Annotated in this window: 27 protein-coding genes and 1 tRNA gene; 22 read left to right on the plus strand and 6 right to left on the minus strand. The window is 71.0% G+C overall.

Going from position 1 to position 26,229, the window contains the following annotated elements; translation table 11 throughout:
* Nucleotide 1: 1 nt before the first annotated feature.
* The 3 genes from ACFQQJ_RS17845 to ACFQQJ_RS17855 form a co-directional block, all read right to left on the minus strand.
* A complete protein-coding gene (locus ACFQQJ_RS17845) occupies nt 2-178 on the minus strand; it encodes a DUF6104 family protein (RefSeq protein WP_377108646.1) in 177 nt (58 codons plus the stop codon).
* The gene (locus ACFQQJ_RS17850; RefSeq protein WP_377108722.1) at nt 178-4,029 is read right to left on the minus strand and encodes a multifunctional oxoglutarate decarboxylase/oxoglutarate dehydrogenase thiamine pyrophosphate-binding subunit/dihydrolipoyllysine-residue succinyltransferase subunit; all 3,852 of its coding nucleotides are present in this window, start codon (nt 4,027-4,029) and stop codon (nt 178-180) included. The genes ACFQQJ_RS17845 and ACFQQJ_RS17850 overlap by 1 nt, the downstream gene beginning before the upstream one ends.
* A 163-nt stretch (nt 4,030-4,192) precedes the next feature.
* Nucleotides 4,193-4,267: transfer RNA gene (locus ACFQQJ_RS17855), tRNA-Arg, on the minus strand.
* Nucleotides 4,268-4,326: 59 nt separating this feature from the next.
* On the opposite strand from ACFQQJ_RS17855, the gene ACFQQJ_RS17860 reads away from it, so the two are divergent.
* The 5 genes from ACFQQJ_RS17860 (at nt 4,327) to rho (ending at nt 10,264) form a co-directional block, all read left to right on the plus strand.
* Nucleotides 4,327-4,845, plus strand: coding sequence for a hypothetical protein (locus tag ACFQQJ_RS17860; protein WP_377108647.1), 519 nt, complete (start codon nt 4,327-4,329; stop codon nt 4,843-4,845).
* 27 nt (nt 4,846-4,872) lie between these two features.
* Nucleotides 4,873-6,291, plus strand: coding sequence for a diaminopimelate decarboxylase (gene lysA, locus ACFQQJ_RS17865; RefSeq protein WP_377108648.1), 1,419 nt, complete (start codon nt 4,873-4,875; stop codon nt 6,289-6,291).
* On the plus strand, nt 6,288-7,583 hold the full coding sequence (locus ACFQQJ_RS17870) for a homoserine dehydrogenase (RefSeq protein ID WP_377108650.1): 1,296 nt from the start codon (nt 6,288-6,290) through the stop codon (nt 7,581-7,583). The genes lysA and ACFQQJ_RS17870 overlap by 4 nt, the downstream gene beginning before the upstream one ends.
* A complete protein-coding gene (gene thrH / locus ACFQQJ_RS17875) occupies nt 7,583-8,182 on the plus strand; it encodes a bifunctional phosphoserine phosphatase/homoserine phosphotransferase ThrH (RefSeq protein WP_377108652.1) in 600 nt (199 codons plus the stop codon). The genes ACFQQJ_RS17870 and thrH overlap by 1 nt, the downstream gene beginning before the upstream one ends.
* A 303-nt stretch (nt 8,183-8,485) precedes the next feature.
* Nucleotides 8,486-10,264, plus strand: coding sequence for a transcription termination factor Rho (gene rho, locus ACFQQJ_RS17880; RefSeq protein WP_377108725.1), 1,779 nt, complete (start codon nt 8,486-8,488; stop codon nt 10,262-10,264).
* A gap of 130 nt (nt 10,265-10,394) precedes the next feature.
* Here rho and ACFQQJ_RS17885 read toward each other — a convergent pair whose 3' ends face one another.
* Nucleotides 10,395-11,648 (minus strand): GNAT family N-acetyltransferase, encoded by a 1,254-nt coding sequence (locus ACFQQJ_RS17885; RefSeq protein ID WP_377108654.1) that lies wholly within the window; start codon nt 11,646-11,648, stop codon nt 10,395-10,397.
* 237 nt (nt 11,649-11,885) lie between these two features.
* On the opposite strand from ACFQQJ_RS17885, the gene rpmE reads away from it, so the two are divergent.
* The 16 genes from rpmE to ACFQQJ_RS17965 all read left to right on the plus strand — a co-directional run bounded on the left by rpmE (nt 11,886) and on the right by ACFQQJ_RS17965 (nt 24,018).
* Nucleotides 11,886-12,110 (plus strand): 50S ribosomal protein L31, encoded by a 225-nt coding sequence (gene rpmE, locus ACFQQJ_RS17890; protein WP_377108655.1) that lies wholly within the window; start codon nt 11,886-11,888, stop codon nt 12,108-12,110.
* A 100-nt stretch (nt 12,111-12,210) separates the two neighbouring features.
* On the plus strand, nt 12,211-13,281 hold the full coding sequence (gene prfA, locus ACFQQJ_RS17895) for a peptide chain release factor 1 (protein WP_377108656.1): 1,071 nt from the start codon (nt 12,211-12,213) through the stop codon (nt 13,279-13,281).
* Complete coding sequence (gene prmC / locus ACFQQJ_RS17900; protein WP_377108658.1) at nt 13,281-14,120, plus strand: peptide chain release factor N(5)-glutamine methyltransferase; 840 nt, start codon at nt 13,281-13,283, stop codon at nt 14,118-14,120. The genes prfA and prmC overlap by 1 nt, the downstream gene beginning before the upstream one ends.
* A 5-nt stretch (nt 14,121-14,125) precedes the next feature.
* Nucleotides 14,126-14,863, plus strand: a complete 738-nt coding sequence (locus tag ACFQQJ_RS17905) for an L-threonylcarbamoyladenylate synthase (RefSeq protein WP_377108660.1) — start codon at nt 14,126-14,128, stop codon at nt 14,861-14,863.
* Between the two features lies 1 nt (nt 14,864).
* A complete protein-coding gene (locus ACFQQJ_RS17910; RefSeq protein ID WP_377108662.1) occupies nt 14,865-15,968 on the plus strand; it encodes a glycosyltransferase family 4 protein in 1,104 nt (367 codons plus the stop codon).
* Nucleotides 15,961-16,425 (plus strand): hypothetical protein, encoded by a 465-nt coding sequence (locus tag ACFQQJ_RS17915; RefSeq protein ID WP_377108664.1) that lies wholly within the window; start codon nt 15,961-15,963, stop codon nt 16,423-16,425. The genes ACFQQJ_RS17910 and ACFQQJ_RS17915 overlap by 8 nt, the downstream gene beginning before the upstream one ends.
* 44 nt (nt 16,426-16,469) lie before the next feature.
* A complete protein-coding gene (locus ACFQQJ_RS17920; RefSeq protein ID WP_377108666.1) occupies nt 16,470-16,664 on the plus strand; it encodes an AtpZ/AtpI family protein in 195 nt (64 codons plus the stop codon).
* A gap of 28 nt (nt 16,665-16,692) precedes the next feature.
* Nucleotides 16,693-17,502 carry a F0F1 ATP synthase subunit A gene (gene atpB / locus ACFQQJ_RS17925; RefSeq protein ID WP_377108726.1) on the plus strand — a complete coding sequence of 270 codons (810 nt, stop codon included), beginning with the start codon at nt 16,693-16,695 and terminating at the stop codon, nt 17,500-17,502.
* A 34-nt stretch (nt 17,503-17,536) separates the two neighbouring features.
* Nucleotides 17,537-17,758: an ATP synthase F0 subunit C gene (gene atpE, locus ACFQQJ_RS17930; RefSeq protein ID WP_331543611.1), complete on the plus strand. Its 222-nt coding sequence runs from the start codon at nt 17,537-17,539 to the stop codon at nt 17,756-17,758.
* Between the two features lie 11 nt (nt 17,759-17,769).
* Nucleotides 17,770-18,312, plus strand: coding sequence for a F0F1 ATP synthase subunit B (locus tag ACFQQJ_RS17935; protein ID WP_377108667.1), 543 nt, complete (start codon nt 17,770-17,772; stop codon nt 18,310-18,312).
* Complete coding sequence (locus ACFQQJ_RS17940) at nt 18,309-19,106, plus strand: F0F1 ATP synthase subunit delta (RefSeq protein ID WP_377108669.1); 798 nt, start codon at nt 18,309-18,311, stop codon at nt 19,104-19,106. The genes ACFQQJ_RS17935 and ACFQQJ_RS17940 overlap by 4 nt, the downstream gene beginning before the upstream one ends.
* Nucleotides 19,107-19,130: 24 nt before the next feature.
* Complete coding sequence (gene atpA, locus ACFQQJ_RS17945) at nt 19,131-20,774, plus strand: F0F1 ATP synthase subunit alpha (protein WP_377108671.1); 1,644 nt, start codon at nt 19,131-19,133, stop codon at nt 20,772-20,774.
* Nucleotides 20,775-20,778: 4 nt separating this feature from the next.
* Entirely contained in the window at nt 20,779-21,687 is a 909-nt protein-coding gene (locus ACFQQJ_RS17950; RefSeq protein ID WP_377108672.1) for a F0F1 ATP synthase subunit gamma, read from the plus strand.
* 6 nt (nt 21,688-21,693) lie between these two features.
* Nucleotides 21,694-23,148: a F0F1 ATP synthase subunit beta gene (gene atpD, locus ACFQQJ_RS17955; protein WP_377108673.1), complete on the plus strand. Its 1,455-nt coding sequence runs from the start codon at nt 21,694-21,696 to the stop codon at nt 23,146-23,148.
* Nucleotide 23,149: 1 nt separating this feature from the next.
* Entirely contained in the window at nt 23,150-23,560 is a 411-nt protein-coding gene (locus tag ACFQQJ_RS17960) for a F0F1 ATP synthase subunit epsilon (RefSeq protein ID WP_377108675.1), read from the plus strand.
* A gap of 17 nt (nt 23,561-23,577) precedes the next feature.
* Complete coding sequence (locus tag ACFQQJ_RS17965) at nt 23,578-24,018, plus strand: DUF2550 domain-containing protein (RefSeq protein WP_377108676.1); 441 nt, start codon at nt 23,578-23,580, stop codon at nt 24,016-24,018.
* Here the strand turns inward: ACFQQJ_RS17965 and ACFQQJ_RS17970 are convergent.
* A complete protein-coding gene (locus tag ACFQQJ_RS17970) occupies nt 23,975-24,655 on the minus strand; it encodes a cob(I)yrinic acid a,c-diamide adenosyltransferase (RefSeq protein WP_377108678.1) in 681 nt (226 codons plus the stop codon). The genes ACFQQJ_RS17965 and ACFQQJ_RS17970 overlap by 44 nt on opposite strands.
* Before the next feature lie 63 nt (nt 24,656-24,718).
* Here ACFQQJ_RS17970 and ACFQQJ_RS17975 point away from each other — a divergent pair, with 63 nt between their 5' ends.
* Nucleotides 24,719-25,429, plus strand: coding sequence for a peptidylprolyl isomerase (locus ACFQQJ_RS17975; RefSeq protein ID WP_377108679.1), 711 nt, complete (start codon nt 24,719-24,721; stop codon nt 25,427-25,429).
* Here ACFQQJ_RS17975 and ACFQQJ_RS17980 read toward each other — a convergent pair.
* Nucleotides 25,416-26,228 (minus strand): alpha/beta fold hydrolase, encoded by an 813-nt coding sequence (locus tag ACFQQJ_RS17980; RefSeq protein WP_377108681.1) that lies wholly within the window; start codon nt 26,226-26,228, stop codon nt 25,416-25,418. The two genes, ACFQQJ_RS17975 and ACFQQJ_RS17980, sit on opposite strands and share 14 nt — an antisense overlap.
* Nucleotide 26,229 lies beyond the last annotated feature (1 nt).

The following is a 26,229-nucleotide window of genomic DNA, read 5'->3' on the forward strand; positions in this document are numbered from 1 at the left end:
CTCAGTCCTCCTCGTCGTCGAGGCGAGCCAGCCAGGTGGCCAGTCGCTCGACGGCATTCTCGTGCTCCGGGTACAGGTCGACGAACAGGCTCAGTTTCTCGGACAGCCAGGCGAGGCTGACCTCCTCCTCGCCTCGCCGGTCGGCGAGCTCCTCGATGCCGCGGTCGGTGAAATACATCAGCCGGCCAGCGCCCGGGCGATCAGGTCGGCCTCCTGGGCCTGGTGCACCTTCACCGAGCCCACCGATGGCGCGGACGCCGCGGGGCGGGTGATCCCGGTCATCCGGAGGTCGTAGCCCGGCAGGAACGCCGCCACGGCCGCCGGCAGGTGCAGCTGGAGGAACCACCAGGCTCCCTGGTTCTCGGGCTCGTCCTGCGCCCAGCGGATGTCGCTGACGTGCGGGTACTTCGCCAGTTCCGCGGCCAGTTCGCGCGCGGGCAGCGGGTAGAGCCGCTCCAGCGGCAGGATCGCGACCTTCTGGTCGAGCCCGGCCTCGGCACGCGCCTGGACGAGCTCCCACCGGATCTTGCCCGAGCACAGCACGATGCGCTCGACCGTGGTCGGGTCGGTGATCGTCGGGTCGCCCATCGCCGGCTGCCAGCGCCCCTCGAGGAACTCCGAGCGGGGCGAGACCGCCATCTTCGAGCGCAGCATCGACTTGGGCGTGGCGATCACCACCGGCCGGTGCCAGTTCACGTACGCGTGGGTGCGCAGGAGGTGGAAGTAGCTCGCCGGCGTGGACGGCTGGCAGACAGCCAGCGCCCCCTCCGAGCACAGCGTCAGCCACCGCTCGATGCGGGCCGAGGAGTGGTCGGGCCCCTGGCCCTCGTACCCGTGGGGGAGCAGCAGGACGACGCCGGACTTCTGCGTCCACTTGGCGTTGCCGGACGCGATGAACTCGTCGGCGATGGTCTGGGCGCCGTTGGCGAAGTCGCCGAACTGACCCTCCCAGCAGACCAGTGCGTCCGGGGCGGCGACCGAGTAGCCGTACTCGAAGCCCATCGTGGCGTACTCGCTGAGGAGGGAGTCGAACACGTGGAACTTGCCCTGGTCGGGCGCGAGGTGCTTCAGCGGCACGTAGGCGCGGTTGTCGACGCGGTCGATCACGGCTGCGAACCGCTGGCTGAAGGTGCCGCGGCGGCTGTCCTGGCCGGTGAGGCGGACGGGCCGTCCCTCCATCAGCAGCGACCCGAACGCCAGCAGTTCCGCGGTCGCCCAGTCGACCGGGCCGTTGCGGATGCTGTCGGCGCGTCGCTGGAGTTGCGGCAGCACCTTGGGGTGGACGGTGAAGTCGTCGGGGAAGGTGAGGTGCGCGGCGGCGACGGCCTCCATCTGCTCCGCGGTGATCGCCGTGCCGCGGTCCTTGCCCAGCTTGGCGGGGTAGTACGGCACCTTGCGGTAGTCGTCGTCGTCGGCGTCCGTCGCCTCCCGCACCTCGCGGAAGACGCTCTCCAGGCGGTCGCGGAACTTCGCGATGACGCCCTCGGCGTCCTCGGTGGAGATGTCGCCGCGTCCGATCAGGGCCTCGGTGTAGAGCTTGCGGACGCTGCGCTTCTGCTCGATCAGGTCGTACATCAGCGGCTGGGTGAAGCTGGGGTCGTCGCCCTCGTTGTGGCCGCGGCGGCGGTAGCAGACGAGGTCGACGACGACGTCCTTGGCGAAGCGCTGGCGGAAGTCGTAGGCGACCTGCGCGACCCGGGCGACCGCCTCGGGGTCGTCGCCGTTGACGTGGAAGATCGGCGCCTGGACGGCCTTGGCCACGTCGGTGGCGTAGATGGACGAGCGGGACTCGATCGGCGCGGTCGTGAAGCCGACCTGGTTGTTCACCACCAGGTGGATCGTGCCGCCGGTCTTGTACGCGCGCAGCTGGCTCATCTGGAGGGTCTCGTAGACCACGCCCTGGCCGGCGAACGCCGCGTCGCCGTGCAGGAGGATCGGCAGCACCGGCCAGCCGGGCACCTTGCCCACTCGGTCGATCTTGGCGCGCGCGATGCCCTGCACCACCGGGTCGACGGCCTCGAGGTGGGACGGGTTCGCCGCCACGGAGGTCTTGATCGTGCGTCCGCTCGCCGCCGTGAACTGGCCCTCCGAGCCCAGGTGGTACTTCACGTCGCCCGAGCCCTGGGACAGGCGGGGGTCGTAGTTGCCCTGGAACTCGCGGAAGATCTGGCCGTAGGACTTGCCGACGATGTTGGCCAGCACGTTCAGCCGGCCACGGTGCGGCATGCCGATGATCGCCTCGTCCAGCCCGGTGTCCGCGGCGCGCTCGCACAGCTCGTCCAGGAACACGATCGTGGACTCCCCGCCCTCGAGGGAGAACCGCTTCTGGCCGACGAACTTCGTCTGGAGGAAGGTCTCGAAGATCTCCGCCTCGTTGAGCTTGTCGAGGATCCGCAGGTGTTCCTCCCGCGGCCACGGCACGAAGGGACGCTCGAACCGCTCCTGGATCCACGTGCGCTGCTCGTTGTCGGAGATGTGCATGTACTCCACCCCCACCGAGCGGCAGTACGAGCCGCGCAGCATCGCGAGGATGTCGCGCAGCGTCGCCACCTCGCCGGTGTGCCCGCCGAAGCTGCCCACGGGGAACTCGCGGTCGAGGTCCCACAGGGTGAGGCCGTGGTACTCCAGCGCGAGTTCGGGGTGGGTGCGCTGGCGGTACTCCAGCGGATCGATGTCGGCCATGAAGTGGCCGAGCGTCCGGTAGGCGTTGATGAGGGAGAAGATGCGGGCGCTGCGGGGGATCGAGCCCAGCTTCTCGTCGCTCGCGTCGCTGGCCCAGCGGATCGGCGTGTAGGGCACGCGCAGCGCGTCGAAGATGTCGTCGTAGAAGTCGTGGCGGCCGATGAGCAGCTCGTGCATGCGGCGCAGGAACTCGCCGGACTGCGCGCCCTGGATCACCCGGTGGTCGTAGGTGGACGTGAGCGTCGTGACCTTGGAGACCCCGAGCTGGGTGAGGCGGGCGTTGCTCGCGCCCTGGAACTCCGGCGGGTAGTCGATCGAGCCGACGCCGAGGATCAGGCCCTGGCCGGCCATCAGCCGGGGGACGGAGTGGTTGGTGCCCAGTCCGCCGGGGTTGGTCAGCGTCGCGGTGGTGCCGGCGAAGTCGGCCACGGTGAGCGCGTTGTCGCGGGCCCGCTTGACCAGCCCCTCGTACGCCGACCAGAACTGCGAGAAGTTCAGGTCCTCGCAGTTCTTGATGTTCGGCACGAGCAGCTGGCGGGTGCCGTCGGCCTTCTTCACGTCGATCGCGAGGCCCAGGTTGATCGAGGCCGGAGTGACGAGCACCGGCCTGCCGTCGACGACGTCGTAGGAGTTGTTCATCTCCGGGTAGGCCTTGAGCGCCTGCACCATCGCCCAGCCGATGAGGTGGGTGAACGACACCTTGCCGCCGGTGGAGCGGGACAGGTGGGCGTTGATCATCTGCCGCTGGTCGATGGCCAGCTTCATCGGGACGTCGCGCACGCTGGTGGCGGTCGGCATCGCCAGCGAGGCGTCCATGTTGCTCGCGGTGCGCAGCGGTGCCCCGCGCAACGGCGTCCGGACCGGCTCGGACTGCTCCTTCTCCACGACCGGCTGGACGCGGGGGCGGTCGGCGGACAGTCCCCGTCCCGAGCCCGGGCTCTCGGGCGTGCCGGGCGTGGCGCCACCGGGCTGGACGGTGGGCGCGGACGCCTGTGGACGGGGGGCCTCGACCGCGGGCTCGGCGGGGGTCGTGGCAGCAGGGGCGTCGGCTGGCGGGGCCACGGGCGCGGGAGTGCCGGCGGAGGCGGCGGGCTGCGACCCGTTCGCGGGAACCGGAGCGGGTGCCGCCGGCGCGGCGACCTCCGGAGCGACCGGGGAGGCCGCACCCCCCGCAGTGGCATCCGTGGCACGACCGGAGCCGTTGGTGAAGTACTCGACCCAGGCGGGGTCGACAGAGGTGGGGTCGCTCTCGAACTGCTCGCGCATCTCCTCGATGAGCCAGTCGTTGGCTCCGAAGTCGACGGAGTCCTCGGCGTTCCTCACGTCCTGCGGCGTGTGGGCCACAATCGCCTTCTTCCCTGATCACGACCGGCTGCTGTCCGGCTCGATGTTACCTACGGGTCACCCCGGGGAGAACGTACCCGCCGGGGCGGTGGTCGATTTGGTGAAATGGGGCGGGAAATGCGGAACCGGCGGACCGTGTGGTCCGCCGGTGGGTGTCCTGCGCCGATGGCGCCCCCGAGAGGATTCGAACCTCTGCTCCCGCCTCCGGAGGGCGGTGCTCTATCCCCTGAGCTACGGGGGCCCGGCCCGCGTGGGCCGAAGGCGACTGTAGCAAACAGTTGTCCGGCTAGTCTCATCGGCATGGGGGGACGGGTGCGGCGGCTGCTGGTCGCGCTGGCCTGCGTCCCCGCACTCGCCGCGTGCGTCGCGCAGGCGGCGCCCGCTCCCGCGGAACTGCGGACCAGCCCTCCGCCGTGGCCGGCGCCCCGTGACGGCATCTCCTACTTCGACGCCGCGGGGGTGCCCGCCTCCCGGCTCGACGACAGGTCGAACCAGAAGGTGCTCACGCTCTCGATCGAGATCGACGGTGTCGCGGTCCCGCTCGTGCCGAACATCGGGATCGATCGCCCGCGCGCTCTCCAGGCGCCTGCGCACACCCATGACGACAGTGGCACCGTCTGGCTGGAGGGTGCCGGGGTGAAGGAGATCACCCTCGGCCAGTTCTTCACCGTCTGGGGCGTCCGCTTCGACGAGCGCTGCCTGGGTGCCGCCTGCGGCCGGCTCGAGGTGGCCGCGGACGCCGTGCCCGTTGCCGATGCCGCGGGCCTGCGGCTGTGGGAGGCCCGGGACGTCCAGATCCGGGTCACGACGGGCGGCTGAGCGGGCGACTGTGGCACTGTTGCCGCCATGACTCACATGCACGTGGCGGGCTCGATCCACGCCGACGTCACCACGCCGGCGCCGGTGTGGCTGACGCGGCCGGAGGACGTCAATGCGCTCACTCCCAAGCTGTGGAGCTCGACCGTCCACCGCGAGGACGACGGGGTCATCACCGTGGGCGGCGTCCGCCTCACCGACCTCGCCGAGGTGGTCGGGACACCGGCCTACGTGCTCGACGAGGCGGACTTCCGTGAGCGGGCACGCGCGTGGCGCGACGCCTTCGCCGGCTGGACCGTGTACTACGCGGGCAAGTCGTTCCTGTGCGGCACGGTCGCGGCCTGGGTCGGCGAGGAGGGGCTCAGCCTCGACGTCGCCTCGCTCGGCGAGTTGACCGTCGCCCTGCGGGCGGGCTTCGACCCGGCGCGGATCGCGCTGCACGGCAACAACAAGTCCGAGACCGAACTGCGGCTCGCCCTCGAGCGGGGCGTCGGCCGGATCATCGTCGACTCCTCCGACGAGATCACCCGCCTGGAGCGGCTCTGCGCCGAACTGGACACCACCGCCCGCGTGATGGTCCGCGTGACCACCGGCGTCGAGGCGCACACCCACGAGTACATCGCCACCGCGCACGAAGACCAGAAGTTCGGCTTCTCGATCACGGGCGGGCAGGCCCTGGTCGGCCTGTTCCGGTGCCACCACAGCCCGCGGCTGGACCTGCTCGGGATCCACTCCCACATCGGCAGCCAGATCTTCGACACCAACGGCTTCGAGGTTGCGGCGCGTCGCACGCTGAAGCTGTTCTCCCAGTTCCGGGAGGCCACCGGCATCGAACTCGCCGAGCTCGACCTGGGCGGCGGCTTCGGCATCGCCTACACGAAGGAGGACGACCCGTCCTCCCCCGAGCAGCTGGCAGCGGGGCTGCGCGAGATCGTCGCGCACGAGTGCCGCGGGTTCGGACTGTCGGTGCCGGAGCTGTCGATCGAGCCCGGGCGCGCGATCGTCGGACCGGCGGGGCTCGCCCTGTACCGGGTGGGCACGGTGAAGCCGGTGGACGTGGGCGGCGGCCTGAACCGCCGCTACCTCTCCGTCGACGGCGGCATGAGCGACAACATCCGTCCCGCGCTCTACGCCGCGGAGTACTCGGCCAGCCTCGCCTCCCGGGCGTCCGCTGCGGAGCCCGTCGTCTCCCGCGTGGTGGGCCTGCACTGCGAGGGCGGCGACATCCTCGTCCGCGACGAGTTCCTGCCCGCGGACGTGGCGATCGGCGACCTGCTCGCCGTGCCGGCGTCCGGCGCGTACAGCCGGTCGATGGCCAGCAACTACAATCACACCCCGCGGCCCCCCGTGGTCGCGGTCCGGGACGGGCAGATCCGTACGCTGCTGCGCCGCGAGACCCTGGACGACCTCCTGGCGCTCGACGCCGGGCTCGCGGAGAACGAGGTATGACGATGGACGAGGCCACGCCCCTGAAGGTGGCGCTGCTCGGTTGCGGTGTGGTCGGCTCGCAGGTCGCGCGGCTGCTGATCGAGCAGGCCGACGACCTCCGTGCCCGGATCGGCCGCCCGCTCGAGCTCGTCGGGATCGCCGTCCGGCGGCTGTCGCTGGAACGTCCCGGCATCGACCGGGCCCTGCTGACCGACGACGCGATGACGCTGGCCAGCCGTCCCGACGTCGACCTGGTGATCGAGCTGCTGGGGGGCATCGAGCCCGCCCGCAGCCTGATCCTCGCCGCGATCGGCGCCGGGTCGTCGGTGATCACGGCGAACAAGGCCCTGCTCGCCTCCGACGGCGGCACCATCTACGCCGCGGCCGAGGCAGCAGGGGTGGACGTGTACTACGAGGCGGCCGTCGCCGGTGCGATCCCGATCATCCGTCCGCTGCGGGAGTCGCTGGTGGGCGACGAGGTCACCGCCGTCATGGGCATCGTCAACGGCACCACGAACTTCATCCTCGACAAGATGCACACCGCCGGCGCCGACTTCGCGTCCGTCCTCGCCGAGGCGCAGCAACTGGGCTTCGCCGAGGCCGACCCCACCGCCGACGTCGAGGGCTACGACGCCGCGGCCAAGGCCGCGATCCTGGCCAGCCTGGCGTTCCACACGCGGGTGAAGCTGTCGGACGTGTCCCGCGAGGGCATCACCGGCATCACCAGCGCCGACATCGCCGCGGCACGGGAGATGGGCTGCGTGGTGAAGCTCCTCGCCCGGTGCGCGCTGAGCGAGGACGGCACGATCGCCGTCGGCGTCCACCCGACGATGGTGCCGGTCTCGCACCCGCTCGCGGCGATCCCCGGCGCGTACAACGCGGTGTTCATCGAGTCGCGTCACGCCGGCCGGCTGATGTTCATGGGTCCGGGTGCCGGCGGGTCGCCGACCGCGTCCGCTGTTCTCGGTGACCTGGTCACGGCCGCGCGCAACCGCGTCCGTGGGGCCCGGGGCCCGGCGGAGTCGACGTACTCCGCCCGCGGGATCACCCCGGCCGGGCGCGTCCGCTCCCGCTACTACGTGTCGATGACCGTGCACGACGAGCCCGGCGTGCTCGCCCAGGTGGCCACCTGCTTCGCCAGCCACCAGGTGTCGCTCCAGGCCGTGCGGCAGGAGAGCGAGGGCGCGGAGGCGCGCCTCGGCGTGATGACCCACCAGGCCACGCAGGAGCAGGTGGACGCGGCCCTGTCGGAGCTGCGGCTGATGCCGGAGGTGCACCCGGAGATCGCCGTGATGCGGGTCGAGGGGGCCTGATGGACCTGGCCTGCCTCGACCTCGAGGGTGTCCTCGTCCCCGAGATCTGGATCCGGGTCGCGGAGACCACCCGGATCGAGGAGCTCAGGCTCACCACGCGGGACATCGCCGACTACGACGAGCTGATGCGGCACCGGCTGCACGTGCTCGATGCCCACGGGATCCGTCTGTCGCAGATCCAGGACGTGATCGCCGCCATGGGCCCGATGCCCGGCGCGGCCGGATTCCTCGACTGGCTGCGCGCCCGGTTCCAGGTCGTGATCCTGTCCGACACGTTCTACGAGTTCGCCATGCCGCTGATGGCCCAGCTCGGCCACCCCACGCTGCTGTGCCACAGGCTCCAGGTCAGGGACGACCGGGTGGTCGGCTACACGCTGCGGCAGCCGGACTCGAAGCGGGCGGCCGTGCGGGCGTTCCACCACCTCAACTACCGCGTGGTCGCCACGGGCGACTCGTACAACGACGTCGCGATGCTCGCCGAGGCGGATGCGGGCATCCTGTTCCGTCCGCCGGCCAACGTGGTGGCGGAGTTCCCGAGGTTCCCGGTGGTGACCGACTACGACGGCCTGCGGGAGGCGTTCTCCACGGCGCTCGCCTAGCGTTCCTCGCTCGGGGCCGCCCGGGTGCTACAGTGGAGTGCGCGCCTGGAGCGCGACGCCCCTCAGATCGGGCAGGACGGACGCGAAGTAGCCACCCATTCGTCGAGAAATCCCTGCAGCACGTCTTCGTGAATGCTGTTCGGCATTTCGGATCTGGATGTCATTCAGAGCAGCTCATTGCGAGCACGGGGCGTGCCTGCCCGGCAGGGCCGGAGGGCCGCCCGATCCGAAAGGAAGTCAGTGACCGACACGATCGAAGCCACGACCACAGACGCCAAGCGTCGCGGGTCCGGGCTGGAAGGCATGCTCTTGCCCGAGCTGAAGCAGCTCGGCTCGTCGCTGGGCCTCAAGGGCACCGGCGCCATGCGCAAGGGCGACCTGATCGAGGCGATCAAGGCGGCCCAGGGGTCCGCCCGGTCCGGCGGCACGTCCGGCCGGCGCGGTGCGAAGGCTCCCGCCGACGCCCCCGCCCCGGAGCAGCGTGACGCCGACCAGCGTGACGGCGGCCAGCGGGACGGTGACCAGCGCGACGGCGACGGTGGCCAGCGCTCGCGCCGGAGCCGTGGCGCCCGCGCCGAGGGCGCCGAGGCCGCCGCGCCGGTGAACACCGCCGGTGACGCGCAGCCCGCCCTGCCCGGTGGCGACGACGTCGCCGCCCGCCTCGAGGCGCTGCGCGCCGAGGGCGGTGGCCGGCCGAACCGGCGCCGCGGCGGCAACGCCGACGAGTCGTCCTCCGGCGGCGAGGCACGGGTGGCCGAGCAGCCGCGCCAGCAGCCGTCGCAGCAGCGCAGCAACAACAACAGCAGCAACAACAACGACGACGACGAGTTCGGCGGGGGCCGCCGCAGCCGCCGTCGCCGCAACCGCGATCGCCAGAACCGTCGCGGCGGGCGTCCCACCGGCGGCATGGGCCTGGAGCGCATGGAGTCCGAGCCGGTGCTGTCCGAGGACGACGTGGTGATCGAGATCTCCGGCATCCTCGACGTCCTGGACAACTACGCGTTCGTCCGCACCACCGGCTACCTGCCCGGCCCGAACGACGCCTACGTGTCGCTGTCGATGGTCAAGAAGTGGGGCCTGCGCAAGGGCGACATCGTCACCGGCGCGATCAAGGCGCCGAAGGACGGCGAGCGCCGCGAGAAGTTCAACCCCCTCGTGCGCATCGACACGATCAACGCGGACGCGCCGGAGAAGGCCAAGGACCGGCCGGAGTTCCAGAAGCTCACGCCGCTCTACCCCCAGGAGCGCTTCCGCCTCGAGACCACCCCGCTGAACATGACGGGCCGGATCATCGACCTGGTCTCGCCGGTCGGCAAGGGCCAGCGCGGCCTGATCGTCTCCCCGCCGAAGGCCGGCAAGACGCTCGTGATGCAGGCGATCGCCAACGCGATCACCGCCAACAACCCCGAGGTCCACCTGATGGTGGTGCTCGTGGACGAGCGTCCCGAGGAGGTCACCGACTTCCAGCGGACGACCAGCGGCGAGGTCATCGCGTCCACGTTCGACCGTCCGGCCGACGACCACACGACGATCGCCGAGCTGGCGATCGAGCGTGCCAAGCGCCTGGTCGAGCTCGGGCGTGACGTGGTCGTTCTCCTCGACGGCATCACCCGCCTCGGCCGCGCCTACAACCTGGCCGCTCCGGCGTCGGGACGCATCCTCTCCGGTGGTGTCGACTCCGCCGCCCTGTACCCGCCGAAGAAGTTCTTCGGTGCGGCGCGCAACATCGAGAACGGCGGCTCGCTCACGATCCTGGCCACGGCCCTGATCGAGACCGGCTCGAAGATGGACGAGGTGATCTTCGAGGAGTTCAAGGGCACCGGCAACATGGAGCTGCGCCTGCGCCGCGACCTCGCGGACAAGCGCATCTTCCCCGCGATCGACCCGGTGGCCTCCGGCACCAGGCGCGAGGAACTGCTGCTCCGTCCCGAGGAATTGGCGATCATCTGGAAGCTGCGCCGCGTGCTCAGCGCCCAGGAGCCGCAGGCCGGCCTGGAGATGCTGCTCAACCGCATGCGCAAGACGCAGAGCAACCGCGAGTTCCTGATGGTGATCTCGAAGACCACGCCGAACCCGGAGTAGTCCCGCCCGTCCCACCAGTCCTTCTCGCCCCCGAACGCAACGCGTGCCCCCGGAATTCCGGGGGCACGCGTTGCGTTCGGCAGCGAACCGGGGGCCGGGCGGGTGGGTGGTCGGCCGGCGAGGAGTCGCGTCAGAAGATCCAGCTTGCGGCGGGGGCCTGGGGCCAGCCGAACGCCGCGGTGGCGCGGGGGAGGCTGCCGGGGGTCCGTTCGGTGACCAGGCCGGCGGCGGCCAGTTCGGTGAGGGACGTCCCGCCAAGGAAGGCGGCGCCGAGCTCGCGCACATCGAGGGCCAGCTCGGCGTCCGCGTCGGTGCGCTCGACCGACGCAGGGCCGAAGGCCGGTGCCACCAGCCGCCAGCGTCCGGCGTTGGCCGGCAGGAGCGCGTCCGTGACCTCGAGGACGACGTCGAGCGGCGCCTGGTACTGCCGCCCGGCCAGTGCAGCGGGCAGGTCGATGATCCGCAGCCAGGTGTTGTCCTGCCAGGTTCCGCGCGCCGCGCGGGCGTCCACCAGCAGGCTGAGCAGCGGGTCGTCCACGGCGAGCGCTCCGCTGGTGATCTCGATGGTGAGGTCGAGGTCGAGCAGGGTGGTCCACAGCACATGGGCGACGGCGGCGTCCGGCGCCACGACCTCCGCGACGTGCACCGACCCCTCCGGGCCGGCCGGGCCCCACTTGCCCCTGCGGCGGAAGAGCGCGTAGCCCACCGGTTCGCCGTCTCGCTCGACCACCACGATCCGGGCGATCTCGCGTCCCTCGCGGAACAGTGGCGAGTCGTTGAACAGCGTGGCGACGAGCTCCGGCGTCTCCCGGCCCACCCAGCCGGGGCGGGTCACCGCGCCGTGCAGCCCCAGCAGCAGGTCGGCGTGGCGGTCGGCCGACCGGGTCTCGATCCGGACGGTCAGCCCGTCCGTCCCAGGCACCGGACGCAGTTCGGCGCGCCGCCCCAGGGTGAGGTTCAGCTGCCGGGCGCACATGCCGTACCCGAAGCGCCCGTAGATGGCCGGCTCCGCCGCGAACAGCAGGGAGACCGGTTCGCCCCGGTCGAGGCAGTCCTGGAAGTGGGTCTCCATCATCGAGCGCAGCAGGCCACGGCGCCGCCACTGGGGGTGCACACCCACCCACGTCAGCCCGGCGACCTTCATCCGGCCCCCGGGCACCGGCGTGTTGCCGAAGGGGTAGGAGGCGTGCATCGCCACCAGTTCGCCGGGACGGTCGGCCCGCTCGATCCCGCGCGCCCGGTCCCAGCTGAGGGGGTTGGGCAGTTCGACGAGGCTCTCGAGGCTGTCGGAGGTGGGGAAGGCCCACATGTCGAGTTCGACGACGTCGGGCAGCCGGTCAGGGGTGAGTGCGACGGCCTCGAAGCCGTCCGGAAGCGTTGCCATGTCGCCACTCTGCCGTGTGGCCGTCCTGCTGCGCTACGCGCCGCGTGGGGGCGGCCCGTACGAACCTCGGCACCGCGAGTGACGACAAGGAGGCGGGAATGAACCGGGGGAGCGCGCGGTTTGGATCCCCGAGGCTCATCAGGCAGAATGGTGGGTCGGTTCCGGTTCACGCCCGGGGGACACATCCGCCCCCACTGCACGTCCGACGGCGACCCGGACCATCGAACAGGAGAAACCATGAAGCAGGGCATCCACCCCGAGTACGTGGAGACCCAGGTGACCTGCACCTGCGGTAACACCTTCACGACCTACAGCACCGCGAAGAACGGCGTGATTCACGCCGAGGTCTGCGCGGCGTGCCACCCGTTCTACACGGGCAAGCAGAAGATCCTCGACACCGGCGGCCGCGTGGCCCGCTTCGAGAAGCGCTACGCCAAGCAGGCCGAGGCCAAGAAGAAGTAGCTTCGTCGACGCCGGGTACCAGGCCAGTCCTGGTGCCCGGCGTTTGTCGTCCGGGACTCCCGCCACCGCGGAGCCCTCCACCCAGGCATCAGGAGGCGCCATGTTCGAGGCCGCGGACGGCCTGCGCGAGGAGTTCGCCCAGCTCGAGCAGCAGCTGGCCGACCCCGCGATCCACGCCGACCTGGCCGCATCCCGGCGAATCGGGCGCCGGTACGCGGAGCTCACCCCGATCGTGAAGAACCTCGCCGCCCACGAGCAGCTCACCGCCGACCTCGCCGCCGCCCGCGAACTGGCCCAGGAGGACCCGGCCTTCGCAGAGGAGGCGGACGCGATCGCGGCAGAGTTCGCCGCAGTGGAGGAGCGCCTCACCCGCCTGCTCGCCCCGCGCGATCCCAACGACTCCTCCGACTGCCTGATCGAGATCAAGTCGGGGGAGGGCGGGGAGGAGTCCGCGCTGTTCGACGGCGACCTGTTCCGGATGTACTCCCGCTACGCGGAGACCCGCGGCTGGAAGGTCGAGGTGCTCGACGCTCAGGAGACCGACCTCGGCGGCTACAAGTCGATCACCATGGCGGTGAAGGCGGCCGCGACGGCGGACCCGGAGAACGCCCCTTACGGCGTGATGAAGTTCGAGGGCGGCGTGCACCGCGTCCAGCGGGTACCGGTCACCGAGACCCAGGGACGCATCCACACCTCCGCCGCCGGCGTGCTCGTCATGCCGGACGTCGAGGCCACAGAGGTCGAGGTGCGGGACGACGACCTGCGCATCGACGTGTACCGCTCCTCCGGCCCGGGCGGCCAGGGCGTCAACACCACCGACTCGGCCGTCCGGATCACCCACCTGCCCAGCGGGATCGTCGTCTCGTGCCAGAACGAGCGCTCCCAGCTGCAGAACAAGGAGTCGGCGATGCGCATGCTGCGCGCCCGGCTGGTGGCGCGCGCGGAGGAGGAGGCGGCCACCGCAGCATCGGCGGCCCGCCGCTCGCAGGTGCGGACGGTCGACCGCTCCGAGCGCATCCGCACCTACAACTTCCCCGAGAACCGGATCGCCGACCACCGCATCGGCTTCAAGGCCTACAACCTCGACCAGGTGCTCGCCGGCGACCTGTCGGCGGTCGTCGCCGCCCTTCAGGCGGCGGACCTGGCCCAGCGCCTGGGCAGCGCCGGCTGATGGCCTCCGTCGCGGGGCTGCTCTCGGACGGGGCCGCGCGGCTGGGCTCCGCTGCCGAGGCCCGGACGCTGCTCGCGCACTGCGCCGGCGTCGAGGCGTCCCGGCTCGCGGTGCTGGACGCGGTCCCGGAGGCGGCGGCCCGTGACTACGCCGCGCTCGTCGCACGCCGGGCGGCCGGCGAGCCCGTCCAGTACCTCACCGGACGGGCGTGGTTCCGCACGGTCGAGGTGGCCGTCGCCTCCGGGGTGTTCATCCCGCGTCCGGAGACCGAGGTGATGACCGGCTGGGCGATCGAGCGGCTCCGTGCGCTGGACGGCGAGCCGGTGGTGGTCGAGCTCTGCGCGGGCAGCGGCGCCATCTCCGCGGCGATCGCGGCCGAGCGTCCCGGGTGCCGGCAGTACGCGGTGGAGCTCTCGCCGGACGCAGCCCGGATGGCGGAGGGCAACCTCGCCGGCACCGGCGTGGCGCTGGTCGAGGGCGACATGGCCGACGCGTTCGCCGAGCTCGACGGCACCGTCGACCTGGTGATCGCCAACCCTCCCTACATCCCGCTCGAGGCGTGGGAGCAGGTCGCGGTCGACGTCCGCACCCACGAGCCGGAGCTGGCACTCTTCTCCGGCGCGGACGGGCTGGACGCCCTGGCGGTCGTGGCGCGCGTGGCCGCCCGCCTCCTGCGCCCGGGGGGACTGGTGTGCGCCGAGCACGCCGAGGTGCAGTCGGAGGCCGTGGTGGGGCTGTTCGCCGCCGCCGGGACCTTCGTCCAGGTGGCCGACAACCTCGACTACACGCGGCGCCCCCGGTACGTGACCGCCGTCCGCGCGCCCAAGCTGGCAGGATGAGCGCCATGGCGAGGGTGTGGGACATCTCCAGCGATCCGGACGGCGCGATCGACGCGGCCGCTGCCGCCGTGGCGGACGGCCGCTGCATCGTGCTGCCGACCGACACCGTCTACGGCATCGGCGCGGACGCGACGAACGCCGCGGCCGTCCAGGGCCTGCTGGACGCGAAGGAACGCGGCCGCGACATGCCCCCGCCGGTGTTGATCGCGGAGGTGGGTATGCTGCGCGCGCTCACCGACGAGGTGAGCGAGGACCTGCTGGCCCTGGCGGACGCCTTCTGGCCCGGAGCGCTCACCGTGGTCGTCACCGCCCACCCCCACCTGCGCATGGACCTCGGCGACCGCGGGGCGACGATCGCCGTCCGGGTGCCCGACCACGACTTCACCCGTGCCCTCCTGCGCGCCACCGGCCCGCTGGCGGTGAGCTCGGCGAACGTCTCCGGCCGGCCGGCGGCGACCACCGTGGAGCAGGCGCGCGAGCAGCTGGGCAAGAGGGTGAAGGTCTACCTCGACGGCGGGCCGGCCGCCGATGCCGTCCCGTCCACCATCGTCGACCTGACCGGCGAGCCGCGGATCCTGCGCGAGGGCCGGATCTCCCGCGACGAGCTGGGACGGGTGGTCCCAGCGCTCGCCCCCGCGGACCCCGACCCCACGGCAGCGGAGCCCACGGACACCGAGCCCACGGACACCGAGCCCACGGACGCGGAGCCCACGGACGCAGGTCCCGCGGCGGCCGAGGGCTGACATGCGCGAGTACCTGCTGGTGCTGCTGGTCGCGGCCGGGGTGACCTACCTGCTCAGCGGGCTGGCCCGCCGGCTCGCCTTCCGCTACAACGCGGTGGCGATGGTCAGGGACCGTGACGTGCACACCAAGCCGATCCCGTACTTCGGCGGGGTCTCGATGTGGTTCGGCCTGGCCGCGGCGATGCTCGTCGCCGCGCAGTTGCCCTGGCTGGGCGGGTTCCCGCTGGTCACCCACGACGCGGCCGCCGTCCTGTTCGCCGGCGGGCTGATCTGCGCCGTCGGCGTGGTGGACGACATGGTCGAGCTCAACGCCCTGGCCAAGATCGCCGGGCAGCTGCTGGCGGCGGGCGTGGTGGTCCTCAACGGCGTGAAGGTCTACTGGATCCCGCTGCCAGACCGCATCGTCTCCCTCGACGACGGCACGTCCATCGTGCTCACCGTCGTGATGATCTTCGTCTGCGTGAACGCGATCAACCTCATCGACGGGCTCGACGGGCTCGCCGCGGGGGTGGTCGCGATCGGCGCCGGCGCGTTCTTCACCTACGCCTTCCTGCTGTCGTACGAGCAGGAGCTGGTCCGGGCCACCACGGCCAGCCTGATCACCGTTGCCACGATGGGCGTCTGCCTCGGCTTTCTGCCCTACAACGTGCACCGGGCGCGGATGTTCATGGGCGACTCCGGGGCGATGCTGCTGGGCTTCCTGCTGGCCGCCTCCACGATCAGCATGACCGGGCAGCTGGACCCTTCGGGTCTGGACGCCTTCGGGGCGAACGCGCTGGCCGCCTACCTTCCGCTGCTGCTGCCGCTCGCGGTGATGGCCCTGCCCTTCCTCGACCTCGTGCTGGCCTACGTGCGCCGCACGCTCGCCGGCAAGCTCTGGTACCAGGCGGACAAGCAGCACCTGCACCACCGCATGCTGAACCTCGGCCACAGCCACGGCCGGGCCGTGGCGCTGCTCTGGCTGTGGTCGGCGCTGGTCGCGTTCGGCGTCGTGCTCATCGGCCTGCTGCCGCACCCGGCCACGGTGCTCGTCCTGCTGGCCGGGCTCGCGCTCGCCACCTACCTCACGTGGGGCCGCAGGGCCGCCCGTCCCTCCGATGGCTGATCGGGCGCCCGCCGCGCCGAGCCCGAACGTGCTGCGGGCCCGCCGGCTGCTGGCCGGCGGTGCTGTCGGGGGCCACCTCGCCCTGCTCACCTGCGTCGGCGTCTTCCTGGTCACCGGGGGCGTCGCGGGCGGGGCGTCGGCCGCGGTGGCAGGAGTGCTGACCATCGCGTTCTACACGATCGGGCAGGCGGTCCAGGTGCTGGTGGCCGACGCCGACCCGCGACGGGTGCTCGTGGCCTCGCTCGCGTCCTACATCGGCCGCGTGGCGGCGCTCGGGGCCCTGCTGGGGCTCGCGCTGGCCAACCAGTCGCGGCTGGCGGTGATGGACCCCACGGCGGTGGTGGTGACCACCATCGCCGTCGTGATCGGCTGGCTGGCAGCGGAGGTGTGGGTGTTCTCGCGCCTGCGGATCCCCGTTTTCGACGAAATGGACGACCCTTCGGACAGGTCGCTGTGAAGAGGTGAATCTGCCTGCGGGTGGCTGGTAGAGTCCGCAGGGCCATGGGTGAGCAGAGCGGAATGGACACCGGTCTCCGGGTCCTCAGCATTCTGATCTCCGGACTGGTCTTCTACGGGGGCCTGGGCTGGTTGGCGGATCGCTGGCTGCAGACCTCCTGGTGCCTGCCCGTGGGCCTGGTCGTCGGCACTGCAGCCGGTGTCTACCTGGTCATCGCACGCTACGGACGCTCGACGTGATCGACAGACAGGAGAGTGAATGCCCGGCCTGATCGGTCTGCTGATTCCGCTCGAAGGTGGTGCAGGCGAGGCCGGCACCGGCTTCCCGCCCGGCGTGGAGAGCTTCCACTCCCGCCCGCTCTTCCCCGGCGCAGGGATGGACTGGCTGAACAACCACCTCGTGCAGGCGATCCTCGCCGCCGTCGTCGTGATCGCCTTCTGGTTGTGGGTCTCGCGGGGCCAGAAGGTCGTGCCCGGCCGCAAGCAGTTCGCGGGGGAGTTCCTCTACAACCTCCTGCGCAACACGATCGCCCGCGACATCCTCGGCCACGACTACCGCAAGTTCCTGCCGTACCTGGTCGCCCTGTTCAGCTTCATCCTCGTGAACAACCTGTTCGGACAGTTCTTCCTGTTCATGTTCCCGACCTTCTCCAAGATCGGGTACGCCTACGGGCTGGCGCTGCTCTCCTGGGTGCTCTACAACGGCGCAGGCATCGCACGGTCCGGGTTCTTCGGCTACCTGAAGAAGGCGACGCTGCCCGCCGGCGTGCCGAAGGCGCTGTGGGTGCTGATCATTCCGCTGGAGTTCCTGTCGAACTTCATCGTCCGGCCGATCACGCTGGCCCTTCGTCTGTTCGCCAACCTGTTCGCCGGGCACCTGGTGGTGCTGGTGTTCGTGATCGGCGGCACGCTGCTGCTGGAGAGCGGCCAGGCGTTCTACATGGCCGCCGGCGGCGTCTCCCTCATCTTCAGCTTCGCCATCTTCGCCCTCGAGATCTTCGTCGGTGTCCTGCAGGCCTACATCTTCACCGTCCTGACCGCCCAATACGTCTCCTCGGCCCTGGCCGAGGAACACTGAGCAACGCCAAGTAACCCTCGAAAGGAAAGCGCACATGCTCCCTCTGGAAATCGTCGGCTCCATGAACATGCTCGGCTACGGTCTGGCGACGCTCGGCCCGGGCCTCGGCGTGGCCTGGATCTTCTCCTCGGTGATCAACGGCACCGCCCGCCAGCCCGAGGCCCGCGGCGCGATGATGGGCACCGCCTGGATCGGCTTCGCCGTGGTTGAGGCGCTGGCCATCATCGGCATCGCCCTCGCGTTCGTCATTCAGTGAGGTCTGCCGGCATGTTGCCGCTGGAAACCGGGGGGATCGATCTCGGCCCCCTGCTGCCCGAGCACCTGTCGGAGATCATCGCCGGCATCGTCTTGTTCCTGATCATCTGGTGGGTGGTCGCGAAGAAGGTCGTGCCGGTGTTCGAGCAGACCTACGCCGAGCGCACCGCCGAGATCGCGGGCGGCATCGAGAAGGCGGAGGCCGCGCAGCGTGAGGCGGCCGAGGCCCTGGCGGAGTACCAGGCGCAGCTCGCGTCCGCGCGTGCGGAGGCCGGTCGCATCCGCGAGGAGGCCAGGGCGCAGGCCGTGACCCTCGCCGCGGAGATCCGTGAGCAGGCGCAGGCCGACTCGGCACGCATGGTCGCCGCGGCGAAGGCACAGCTCGAGGCCGAGCGTGCACAGGTGATCAGCCGGCTCCGCGCCGAGGTCGGTGGCCTGGCCACCCAGCTCGCCGGACGCATCGTCGGCGAGGCGCTCGACGACGACGAGCGTGCCCGGCGCAGCGTCGACCGGTTCATCGCGGAACTCGAGACCGAGTCGGTGGAGAAGGCATGAGCGCCGCCGCCGAGGCCCGGCTCTCCGAGCTCGACCGGGTGCTGGACGCCCAGGAGGCGAGCCCGGAGCTCGCGGCGGAACTGTTCGCCGTGGCGGACCTGCTCGGCGGCCAGGCGCAGCTGCGCAACGCGATGGCCGACCCGACCGTGGCCGACGACCGGCGGCGGGACTTCGCGCGCACGGTGTTCGGCGGACGGATCGGTGCAGCAGCGACCGCCGTGGTGGTCGCCGCGGCCGGGCTGCGCTGGGGGACGGCCTCCGGCCTCGGCGCGGCCATCGACCGGCAGGGCGTGCGCGCCCTGTTCGGGCACGCGCACGCTGCGGGCACCCTGGACGCGGTGGAGGACGAGCTGTTCCGCTTCGGGCGGACGGTCGTCGCCGACCAGGCACTGAGGCGGGCGCTCGACGACCGCACCGCACCGGTGGCCGTGCGCCAGACGCTCGTCTCCGACCTGATCGAGGGCCGGACGAGCGCAGACACCGTCGCGCTCGCGCGGCGTGCGGTGGCGACGGCCGCGGTCTCCTTCGAGGCCACGGTCGAGGCCTACCTCGGCCTGGCGGCGGAGATCCGCGCCCGGGCGATCGCGACGATCACCGTCGCGCGTCCGCTCGAGGCGGACCAGAAGGAACGGCTCCAGGCGGCGCTGCAGCGCCAGCTGGGCCGGCAGGTGAACCTGCACATCATCATCGACCCGTCGGTCCTCGGCGGTGCCCGGGTACAGGTGGGCGACGAGGTGATCGAGGGCACCGTCGCCGGCCGCCTGGCTGCCGCCGAGAAGCAACTGACCCAGTAGAGAACGAAAGCAGAAGGTGCACAAATGGCGGAACTGACCATCAGCCCCGAAGAGATCCGGGATGCGCTGGACACGTTCGTTTCCAACTTCAATCCCGACACCGCGACGCGGGACGAGGTTGGCACCGTGGTGACCTCCGGCGACGGGATCGCCAAGGTCGAGGGCCTTCCGTCGGCGATGGCCAACGAGCTGCTGGAGTTCGCCAACGGCACGCTCGGCATCGCGCTGAACCTCGACGTGCGGGAGATCGGCGTCGTCGTGCTGGGCGACTCCGAGGGCATCGAGGAGGGCTCGGTCGTCAAGCGGACCGGGGAGGTGCTCAGCGTCCCCGTCGGCGACGGCTACCTGGGCCGGGTCGTGGACGCCATGGGCAACCCGATCGACGGCCTCGGCGAGATCACCGACGTCGACGAGCGCCGCCCGCTCGAGCTCCAGGCCGCCGGCGTCATGGACCGCCAGAGCGTGAACGAGCCGCTGCAGACCGGCATCAAGGCGATCGACTCGATGACCCCGATCGGTCGCGGTCAGCGCCAGCTGATCATCGGTGACCGCAAGACCGGCAAGACCGCCATCGCGATCGACACGATCATCAACCAGAAGGCCGCCTGGGCCACCGGGGACGCGAAGAAGCAGGTGCGCTGCATCTACGTCGCGATCGGCCAGAAGGGCTCGACGGTCGCCGCCCTGCGGACCGTCCTCGAGGAGGCCGGTGCGCTGGAGTACACGACGATCGTGCACGCCCCCGCATCCGACCCGGCCGGCTACAAGTACATCGCGCCCTACACCGGCTCGGCCATCGGCCAGCACTGGATGTACGCGGGCAAGCACGTGCTGATCGTCTTCGACGACCTCACCAAGCAGGCCGAGGCGTACCGGTCGATGTCGCTGCTGCTGCGCCGGCCGCCGGGCCGCGAGGCCTACCCCGGCGACGTGTTCTACCTGCACAGCCGCCTGCTGGAGCGCTGCGCCAAGCTCTCCGACGAGCTGGGTGCCGGTTCGATGACCGGTCTGCCGATCATCGAGACCAAGGCCAACGACGTGTCGGCCTACATCCCGACCAACGTGATCTCGATCACCGACGGCCAGATCTTCCTCCAGTCCGACCTGTTCAACGCCAACCAGCGTCCGGCCATCGACGTGGGCATCTCGGTGTCCCGCGTGGGCGGCGCGGCCCAGGTGAAGGCCATGAAGAGCGTGGCCGGCACCCTGAAGATCGGCCTGGCCCAGTACCGCGACATGGAGGCGTTCGCGATGTTCGCCTCCGACCTGGACGCCGCGTCCCGCCGCCAGCTCGACCGCGGCGCCCGGCTGGTGGAGCTCCTGCGCCAGCCCCAGTACAGCCCCTACCCGGTCGCCGACCAGGTCGTCAGCGTCTGGGCGGGGACGACGGGCAAGTTCGACGCGATCCCGGTCAGCGACGTGCTGCACTTCGAGCGCGAGTTCCTCGACTACCTGCGGCACAACACCAAGGTGCTCGACACGATCGGCGAGACCGGGCAGTTCACGAAGGACACCGAGCAGGCCGTCGTCGAGGCGCTCGAGACCTTCCGCTCCCAGTACGTGGGCGCGGACGGCAAGCCCCTGGCGTCCGGCGACCAGCCGACGAAGGCGATCGCGGCCGAGGAACTCGACCACGAGCAGATCGTGGTGAAGAAGAAGCGGAGCTGATCGGATGCCAGCCAGCCTGCGCGAGCTGCGACAGCGCCGGAAGTCGGTCACCGCGACCAAGAAGATCACCCGGGCGATGGAGCTGATCGCATCGTCGAGGATCATCAAGGCGCAACAGGCCGCCGCCCGCGCGCTGCCGTTCACCCGCGAGCTGAACCGGGCCGTGTCCGCGGTGGCGAACAAGTCCCACCTGGACCACCCCCTCACCAGGGACGTGACCGACCCCAAGCGGGTGGCGGTGCTGTTCATCACGTCCGACCGCGGCATGAACGGCGCGTACTCCTCCAACGTCATCAAGACGGTCGCCGCCTTCCGGCAGCGCGCGGAGGAGGAGGGCCGCGAGCTGTTCCGCTACGTGGTGGGACGCAAGGGGATCGGGTACCTCAACTACCGCAACATCCCCATCACCGCGCACTGGGAGGGCTTCTCCGACGCCCCGACCTACGACCGGGCGGTGGAGATCGCCGACCGGCTCCTGGAGGACTTCCTGAAGCCCACGGAGGAGGGCGGGGTCGACGAGATCTGGGCGGTGTACACCCGCATGGAGTCGATGCTCACCCAGACCCCGCGCGTTCGCCGGCTGCTTCCCCTGGAAGTGGTCGAGGGCGTCACCGCCGCGGATCCCGAGCACCCCGAGCCGCTGTACCTCTTCGAGCCGGACCCCGAGACGGTGCTGGACGCGCTGCTCCCGCTCTACGTGCGCAGCCGCATCTGGTTCTACCTCCTGCAGTCGGCCGCGTCCCAGCTGGCCAACCAGCAGCGGGCGATGAAGTCGGCCACCGACAACGCCCAGCAACTCATCGAACGCCTGACCCGGGAAGCCAACCAGGCCCGGCAGGCGGAGATCACCCAGGAAATCAGCGAGATCGTCGGCGGCGCGGGCGCGCTCGCCGATCTGACCGAGAACGAGTAGGCAGACATGACTGTGACGACGCAGACCCCGACCGAGTCCGCAGCCGAGGCCGTGACCGGCCGGGTCGCGCGGGTGATCGGCCCGGTGGTGGACGTGGAGTTCGCCGCCGACCGGATGCCCGACATCTACAACGCGCTGCTGATCGAGATCGACGACGGCGACACCACCCGCACGATCACCGCGGAGGTCGCCCTGCACGTGGGTGACAACATCGTGCGCGCGATCTCGCTGAAGCCCACCGACGGCATGCGCCGCGGGGCGAAGGTGACCGACACCGGGGCGCCGATCTCGGTGCCCGTGGGCGACGTGACCAAGGGCAAGGTCTGGAACGTGACCGGCGAGTGCCTCAACGAGGACATCTCCACCCTGGAGATCACCGAGCGCTGGCCGATCCACCGGTCCGCCCCGAAGTTCGACGCGCTGGAGCCGAAGACCCAGATGCTCGAGACCGGCATCAAGGTGCTCGACCTGCTCACCCCGTACGTGCAGGGCGGCAAGATCGGCCTGTTCGGCGGCGCCGGCGTCGGCAAGACCGTGCTGATCCAGGAGATGATCTACCGCATCGCCCACAACTTCGGCGGCACCTCGGTGTTCGCCGGCGTGGGGGAGCGCACCCGTGAGGGCAACGACCTGATCGCGGAGATGATCGAGGCCGGCGTCATGAAGGACACCGCGCTGGTGTTCGGCCAGATGGACGAGCCGCCGGGCACGCGCCTGCGCGTGGCCCTGTCCGCCCTGACCATGGCCGAGTACTTCCGCGACGTCCAGAACCAGGACGTGCTGTTGTTCATCGACAACATCTTCCGGTTCACCCAGGCCGGCTCCGAGGTGTCCACGCTGCTCGGCCGGATGCCGTCCGCCGTGGGCTACCAGCCGAACCTGGCCGACGAGATGGGGCAGCTCCAGGAGCGGATCACCTCGACGCGTGGCCACTCGATCACCTCGATGCAGGCGATCTACGTCCCCGCAGACGACTACACCGACCCGGCCCCGGCGACCACGTTCGCGCACCTGGACGCCACCACCGAGTTGTCCCGCGAGATCGCGTCCCGTGGCCTGTACCCGGCCGTGGACCCGCTGTCGAGCTCCTCGCGGATCATGGACCCCCAGTTCGTCGGACAGGAGCACTACGACACCGCCACCCGGGTGAAGCAGATCCTCCAGCGCAACAAGGAACTGCAGGACATCATCGCGATCCTCGGCGTGGACGAGCTGAGCGAGGAGGACAAGATCATCGTCGCCCGCGCGCGGCGGATCCAGCAGTTCCTCAGCCAGAACACCTACATGGCCGAGAAGTTCACCAACGTCCCCGGCTCGACCGTCCCGCTGAAGGACACCATCGAGTCGTTCAAGATGATCTGCGACGGCGAGGTCGACCACGTCGCGGAGCAGGCCTTCTTCAACGTGGGCGGCATGGACATGGTGATGGAGAACTGGGACCGCATCCAGAAGGAAGGCTGACGTGGCGGACGTGCTGCGCGTGGAGGTGGTGTCGGCGCTCGGCATCACCTGGGAGGGTGACGCGCTGAGCGTGATCGCCCGCACGACCGAGGGCGACCTCGGCGTGCTGCCCAACCACGAGTCGTTCCTCGCCGCGCTGGTGCCCTGCGCTGCCGAGATCCTGACCGCGGACGGGAACCGCGAGGTGGTCGCGATCGACGGCGGCTTCGTCTCGGTGGCGGACAATCGCGTCTCGCTCCTGTCGCAGTTCGCCAAGGTGGCCAGGGAGATCGACCTGAAGGCTGCCGAGCACGAGCTCGCGGCCGCGGAGAAGCGCCTCAACGCCGGTGAGCTGGACGAGGAGACCCGCCAGCACTTCCTCAGGGCCCAGGCCCAGGTGCGTGCCGCGCACCTCGCCCAGCAGTCGAAGTAGGGCGCGGGACCACGAGGATGGACTGGCTGGGCATCACCGAGACGGTGGCGCTGGCGCTGGTCGTCCTCCTGCTGGTCCCCGTGGTCTTCCTCGGCGCGCGGCGTCGATGGCTCTCGCGCCAGGGCGGTCTGTTCGACTGCTCGCTGAGGCTGTCGGAGAAGACGCCGGGCACCGGATGGGTGCTCGGCGTCGCCCGTTACTCCGGGGACAACCTCGAGTGGTTCCGCACCTTCTCGGTGGCGCTGAGACCACGCCTGATCTTCCCGCGTTCGCAGGCGAGCGCCGGCCAGCAGCGCGACCCGGACTCGATCGAGTCCGTGCTCCTGTACGACGAGCAGCGGATCCTGCGGCTGGAACTCACCGACGGTTCCTCGTGGGAGCTCGCGATGTCCGTGGCGTCGCTCACCGGCCTGCTCAGCTGGCTGGAGTCGGCTCCTCCGGGGTCTCGCTACCGCTGATCCGCTCGCGCTGGCGCCGTGCCCTCGGCTCGGCCACCTCGCGGTCCTTCCCCGGCACCCACAGCACCTCCCCGGCGGCCTGCCCGGTGACCCGGGCCAGGATGAACAGCAGGTCGGAGAGCCGGTTCAGGTAGGTGAGGGCCAGCAGGTTCACGCCGCCGGGATGGCCCTCGGCCGCCGGCTCGGTGCCGTAGGCCTCCGCCGCCCGCCAGCCGGCGCGCTCCGCCCGCCGCACGACGCTGCGGGCGAGGTGGAGGTAGGCGGTCGTCTGCGTGCCTCCCGGCAGGATGAACGACCGCAGCGGCGGCAGCGGTTCGCCGTACTCGTCGCACCAGGCCTCGAGCCGGTCGATGTAGGGCTGGATGACTCGCAGCGGCTGCCACGGCGGATTCGCCGACAGCGGGTTGGACAGGTCGGCGCCACAGTCGAACAGCTCGTTCTGGATGTGGCGCAGCGTGGCCCGGACGTCCTCGGGGAGGTCGGCCTGCATGGTGACGATGCCCAGCAGGGAGTTCGCCTCGTCGACGTGGCCGTACGCCTCCACCCGCGGGTCGGTCTTCGCCGTCTCGGACATGTCGGACAGGCGCGTCCGTCCGGCGTCCCCGGTGCGGGTGTAGATGCGGGTGAGGTTGACCATGCGTCCAACCTATCCCGGCGGGGCAGCCGGGCGCCCCTGCCGCCACTGTGGCAGGGTGGGCCCGTGAGGAAGGCCATCCTGATCCTGCCCCTGCTGCTGGCCGGCGCACTGCTCGTCGCCTGCACGGCGGCGCCGTCCGCCCCCGCCACGTCGTCGGCTCGCGCGGAGTCTGCGTCCGCGTCGGCTCCGGGGGCGACCGATGCCGCCGGTGGCGCGACGTGCACCTACACCGCGGACGGGCAGGCCGCGCGGCCGGTGGCACTCCCGCCGCAGGCGGGCGTCCCGGACAGTGGCACGGCGGTCGCGTCCATCGCGCTGGGCGCGGCGACGGTACGGGTGACGCTCGACCGGGCCGCGACGCCCTGCACCGTGAACTCGTTCCTCTCCCTCGCTCGGCAGGGGTTCTACGATGGCACCGCCTGCCACCGGCTGGTGGACGGCCCCGGGCTCTTCGTGCTGCAGTGCGGCGACCCGACCGGCACCGGCAGCGGGGGACCCGGCTACGCCTTCGACGACGAGCTGACCGGGTCGGAGACCTACCCCGCGGGCACCCTGGCCATGGCCAACGCCGGGCCGGGCACGAATGGCTCCCAGTTCTTCTTCGTGTACGCCGACAGCCAGCTGCCGCCGAACTACACGGTCTTCGGCCACACGGACGCCGCCGGCGTCGCGGTGGTCGCCTCGATCGCGGCCGGCGGCCAGGACCGCGCGTACCCGGACGGGTCGGGCCGTCCGGTGGAGCCGGCGACCATCGTGGGCGTCACCGAGGGCTGAGCTCAGCCCCGGGGTCGTCGACCCTCGCCGCGAAGCCGAGGAGCTCGGACAGGAAGGCCTCGGGCGCGTCCGCGTGCAGCCAGTGCCCGGCGCCGGGCACCACGACCTTGGCGACGTTCGGGAAGAGGCGGGCCATGTCGGCGTCGTGCTCGTCGCGCACGTAGTCGGACCGCTCGCCGGCCAGCCACAGCACCGGACCGGCGTAGGGCGGCGTCCTGACCTGGGGCCAGTCGCCGATCGCGGCCAGCGACGTCCCGAGCAGGCCGAGGTTGTGCTGCCAGTGCCAGCCGCCCTTGCGGCGCAGGTTCTGGAGGAGGAACTGGCGCACCTGCGGATCCCGCACCCGCACGCCGAGGAGCTCCTCGGCCTCTGCGCGACTCTCCAGCGCGGACAGGTCGAGGGAGCGCATGGCCGCCACCAGTGGGGTGAAGGTGTCGACCACCTCCGACCGGCCGGGTGCGATGTCGACCACGACCAGGCCGGAGACCAGGTCCGGGTGCTCGAGGGCGGTGAGCATGGCCACCTTGCCGCCCATGGAATGGCCGACGAGGATCAGTTCGGCCGAGGAGCCGAGCTTCTCGGAGATCTCCGCGGCGACCGCTGCGGCCATCTCCCGGTAGTCGAAGCGCTCGGTCCACGGGCTGCGGCCGTGGTTGGGCAGGTCGAACAGGACGCTGCCCTGGCCGGCTTCACTGAGCGCGTGCGCGACGCCGGTGAAGTTGCGCCCGCGCCCGAAAAGGCCGTGCAGGAAGGCGAAGCGGGGACGGCCGGTGCCCACCAGCTCGGTGTAGAGGCCCATC

Origin of the sequence: Propionicimonas sp. T2.31MG-18 (assembly GCF_964266745.1) — a bacterium.
Lineage (GTDB): Bacteria > Actinomycetota > Actinomycetes > Propionibacteriales > Propionibacteriaceae > Propionicimonas.

Excerpts from the sequence above, each read along its gene's own strand:
- ACFQQJ_RS17845 (WP_377108646.1), bottom strand. The coding sequence starts at position 178 with ATGTATTTCACCGACCGCGGCATCGAGGAGCTCGCCGACCGGCGAGGC.
- ACFQQJ_RS17860 (WP_377108647.1), top strand. The coding sequence starts at position 4,327 with ATGGGGGGACGGGTGCGGCGGCTGCTGGTCGCGCTGGCCTGCGTCCCC.
- lysA (WP_377108648.1), top strand. The coding sequence starts at position 4,873 with ATGACTCACATGCACGTGGCGGGCTCGATCCACGCCGACGTCACCACG.
- ACFQQJ_RS17870 (WP_377108650.1), top strand. The coding sequence starts at position 6,288 with ATGACGATGGACGAGGCCACGCCCCTGAAGGTGGCGCTGCTCGGTTGC.
- thrH (WP_377108652.1), top strand. The coding sequence starts at position 7,583 with ATGGACCTGGCCTGCCTCGACCTCGAGGGTGTCCTCGTCCCCGAGATC.
- rho (WP_377108725.1), top strand. The coding sequence starts at position 8,486 with ATGCTCTTGCCCGAGCTGAAGCAGCTCGGCTCGTCGCTGGGCCTCAAG.
- ACFQQJ_RS17885 (WP_377108654.1), bottom strand. The coding sequence starts at position 11,648 with ATGGCAACGCTTCCGGACGGCTTCGAGGCCGTCGCACTCACCCCTGAC.
- rpmE (WP_377108655.1), top strand. The coding sequence starts at position 11,886 with ATGAAGCAGGGCATCCACCCCGAGTACGTGGAGACCCAGGTGACCTGC.
- prfA (WP_377108656.1), top strand. The coding sequence starts at position 12,211 with ATGTTCGAGGCCGCGGACGGCCTGCGCGAGGAGTTCGCCCAGCTCGAG.
- prmC (WP_377108658.1), top strand. The coding sequence starts at position 13,281 with ATGGCCTCCGTCGCGGGGCTGCTCTCGGACGGGGCCGCGCGGCTGGGC.
- ACFQQJ_RS17905 (WP_377108660.1), top strand. The coding sequence starts at position 14,126 with ATGGCGAGGGTGTGGGACATCTCCAGCGATCCGGACGGCGCGATCGAC.
- ACFQQJ_RS17910 (WP_377108662.1), top strand. The coding sequence starts at position 14,865 with ATGCGCGAGTACCTGCTGGTGCTGCTGGTCGCGGCCGGGGTGACCTAC.
- ACFQQJ_RS17915 (WP_377108664.1), top strand. The coding sequence starts at position 15,961 with ATGGCTGATCGGGCGCCCGCCGCGCCGAGCCCGAACGTGCTGCGGGCC.
- ACFQQJ_RS17920 (WP_377108666.1), top strand. The coding sequence starts at position 16,470 with ATGGGTGAGCAGAGCGGAATGGACACCGGTCTCCGGGTCCTCAGCATT.
- atpE (WP_331543611.1), top strand. The coding sequence starts at position 17,537 with ATGCTCCCTCTGGAAATCGTCGGCTCCATGAACATGCTCGGCTACGGT.
- ACFQQJ_RS17935 (WP_377108667.1), top strand. The coding sequence starts at position 17,770 with ATGTTGCCGCTGGAAACCGGGGGGATCGATCTCGGCCCCCTGCTGCCC.
- ACFQQJ_RS17940 (WP_377108669.1), top strand. The coding sequence starts at position 18,309 with ATGAGCGCCGCCGCCGAGGCCCGGCTCTCCGAGCTCGACCGGGTGCTG.
- atpA (WP_377108671.1), top strand. The coding sequence starts at position 19,131 with ATGGCGGAACTGACCATCAGCCCCGAAGAGATCCGGGATGCGCTGGAC.
- ACFQQJ_RS17950 (WP_377108672.1), top strand. The coding sequence starts at position 20,779 with ATGCCAGCCAGCCTGCGCGAGCTGCGACAGCGCCGGAAGTCGGTCACC.
- atpD (WP_377108673.1), top strand. The coding sequence starts at position 21,694 with ATGACTGTGACGACGCAGACCCCGACCGAGTCCGCAGCCGAGGCCGTG.
- ACFQQJ_RS17965 (WP_377108676.1), top strand. The coding sequence starts at position 23,578 with ATGGACTGGCTGGGCATCACCGAGACGGTGGCGCTGGCGCTGGTCGTC.
- ACFQQJ_RS17970 (WP_377108678.1), bottom strand. The coding sequence starts at position 24,655 with ATGGTCAACCTCACCCGCATCTACACCCGCACCGGGGACGCCGGACGG.
- ACFQQJ_RS17980 (WP_377108681.1), bottom strand. The coding sequence starts at position 26,228 with ATGGGCCTCTACACCGAGCTGGTGGGCACCGGCCGTCCCCGCTTCGCC.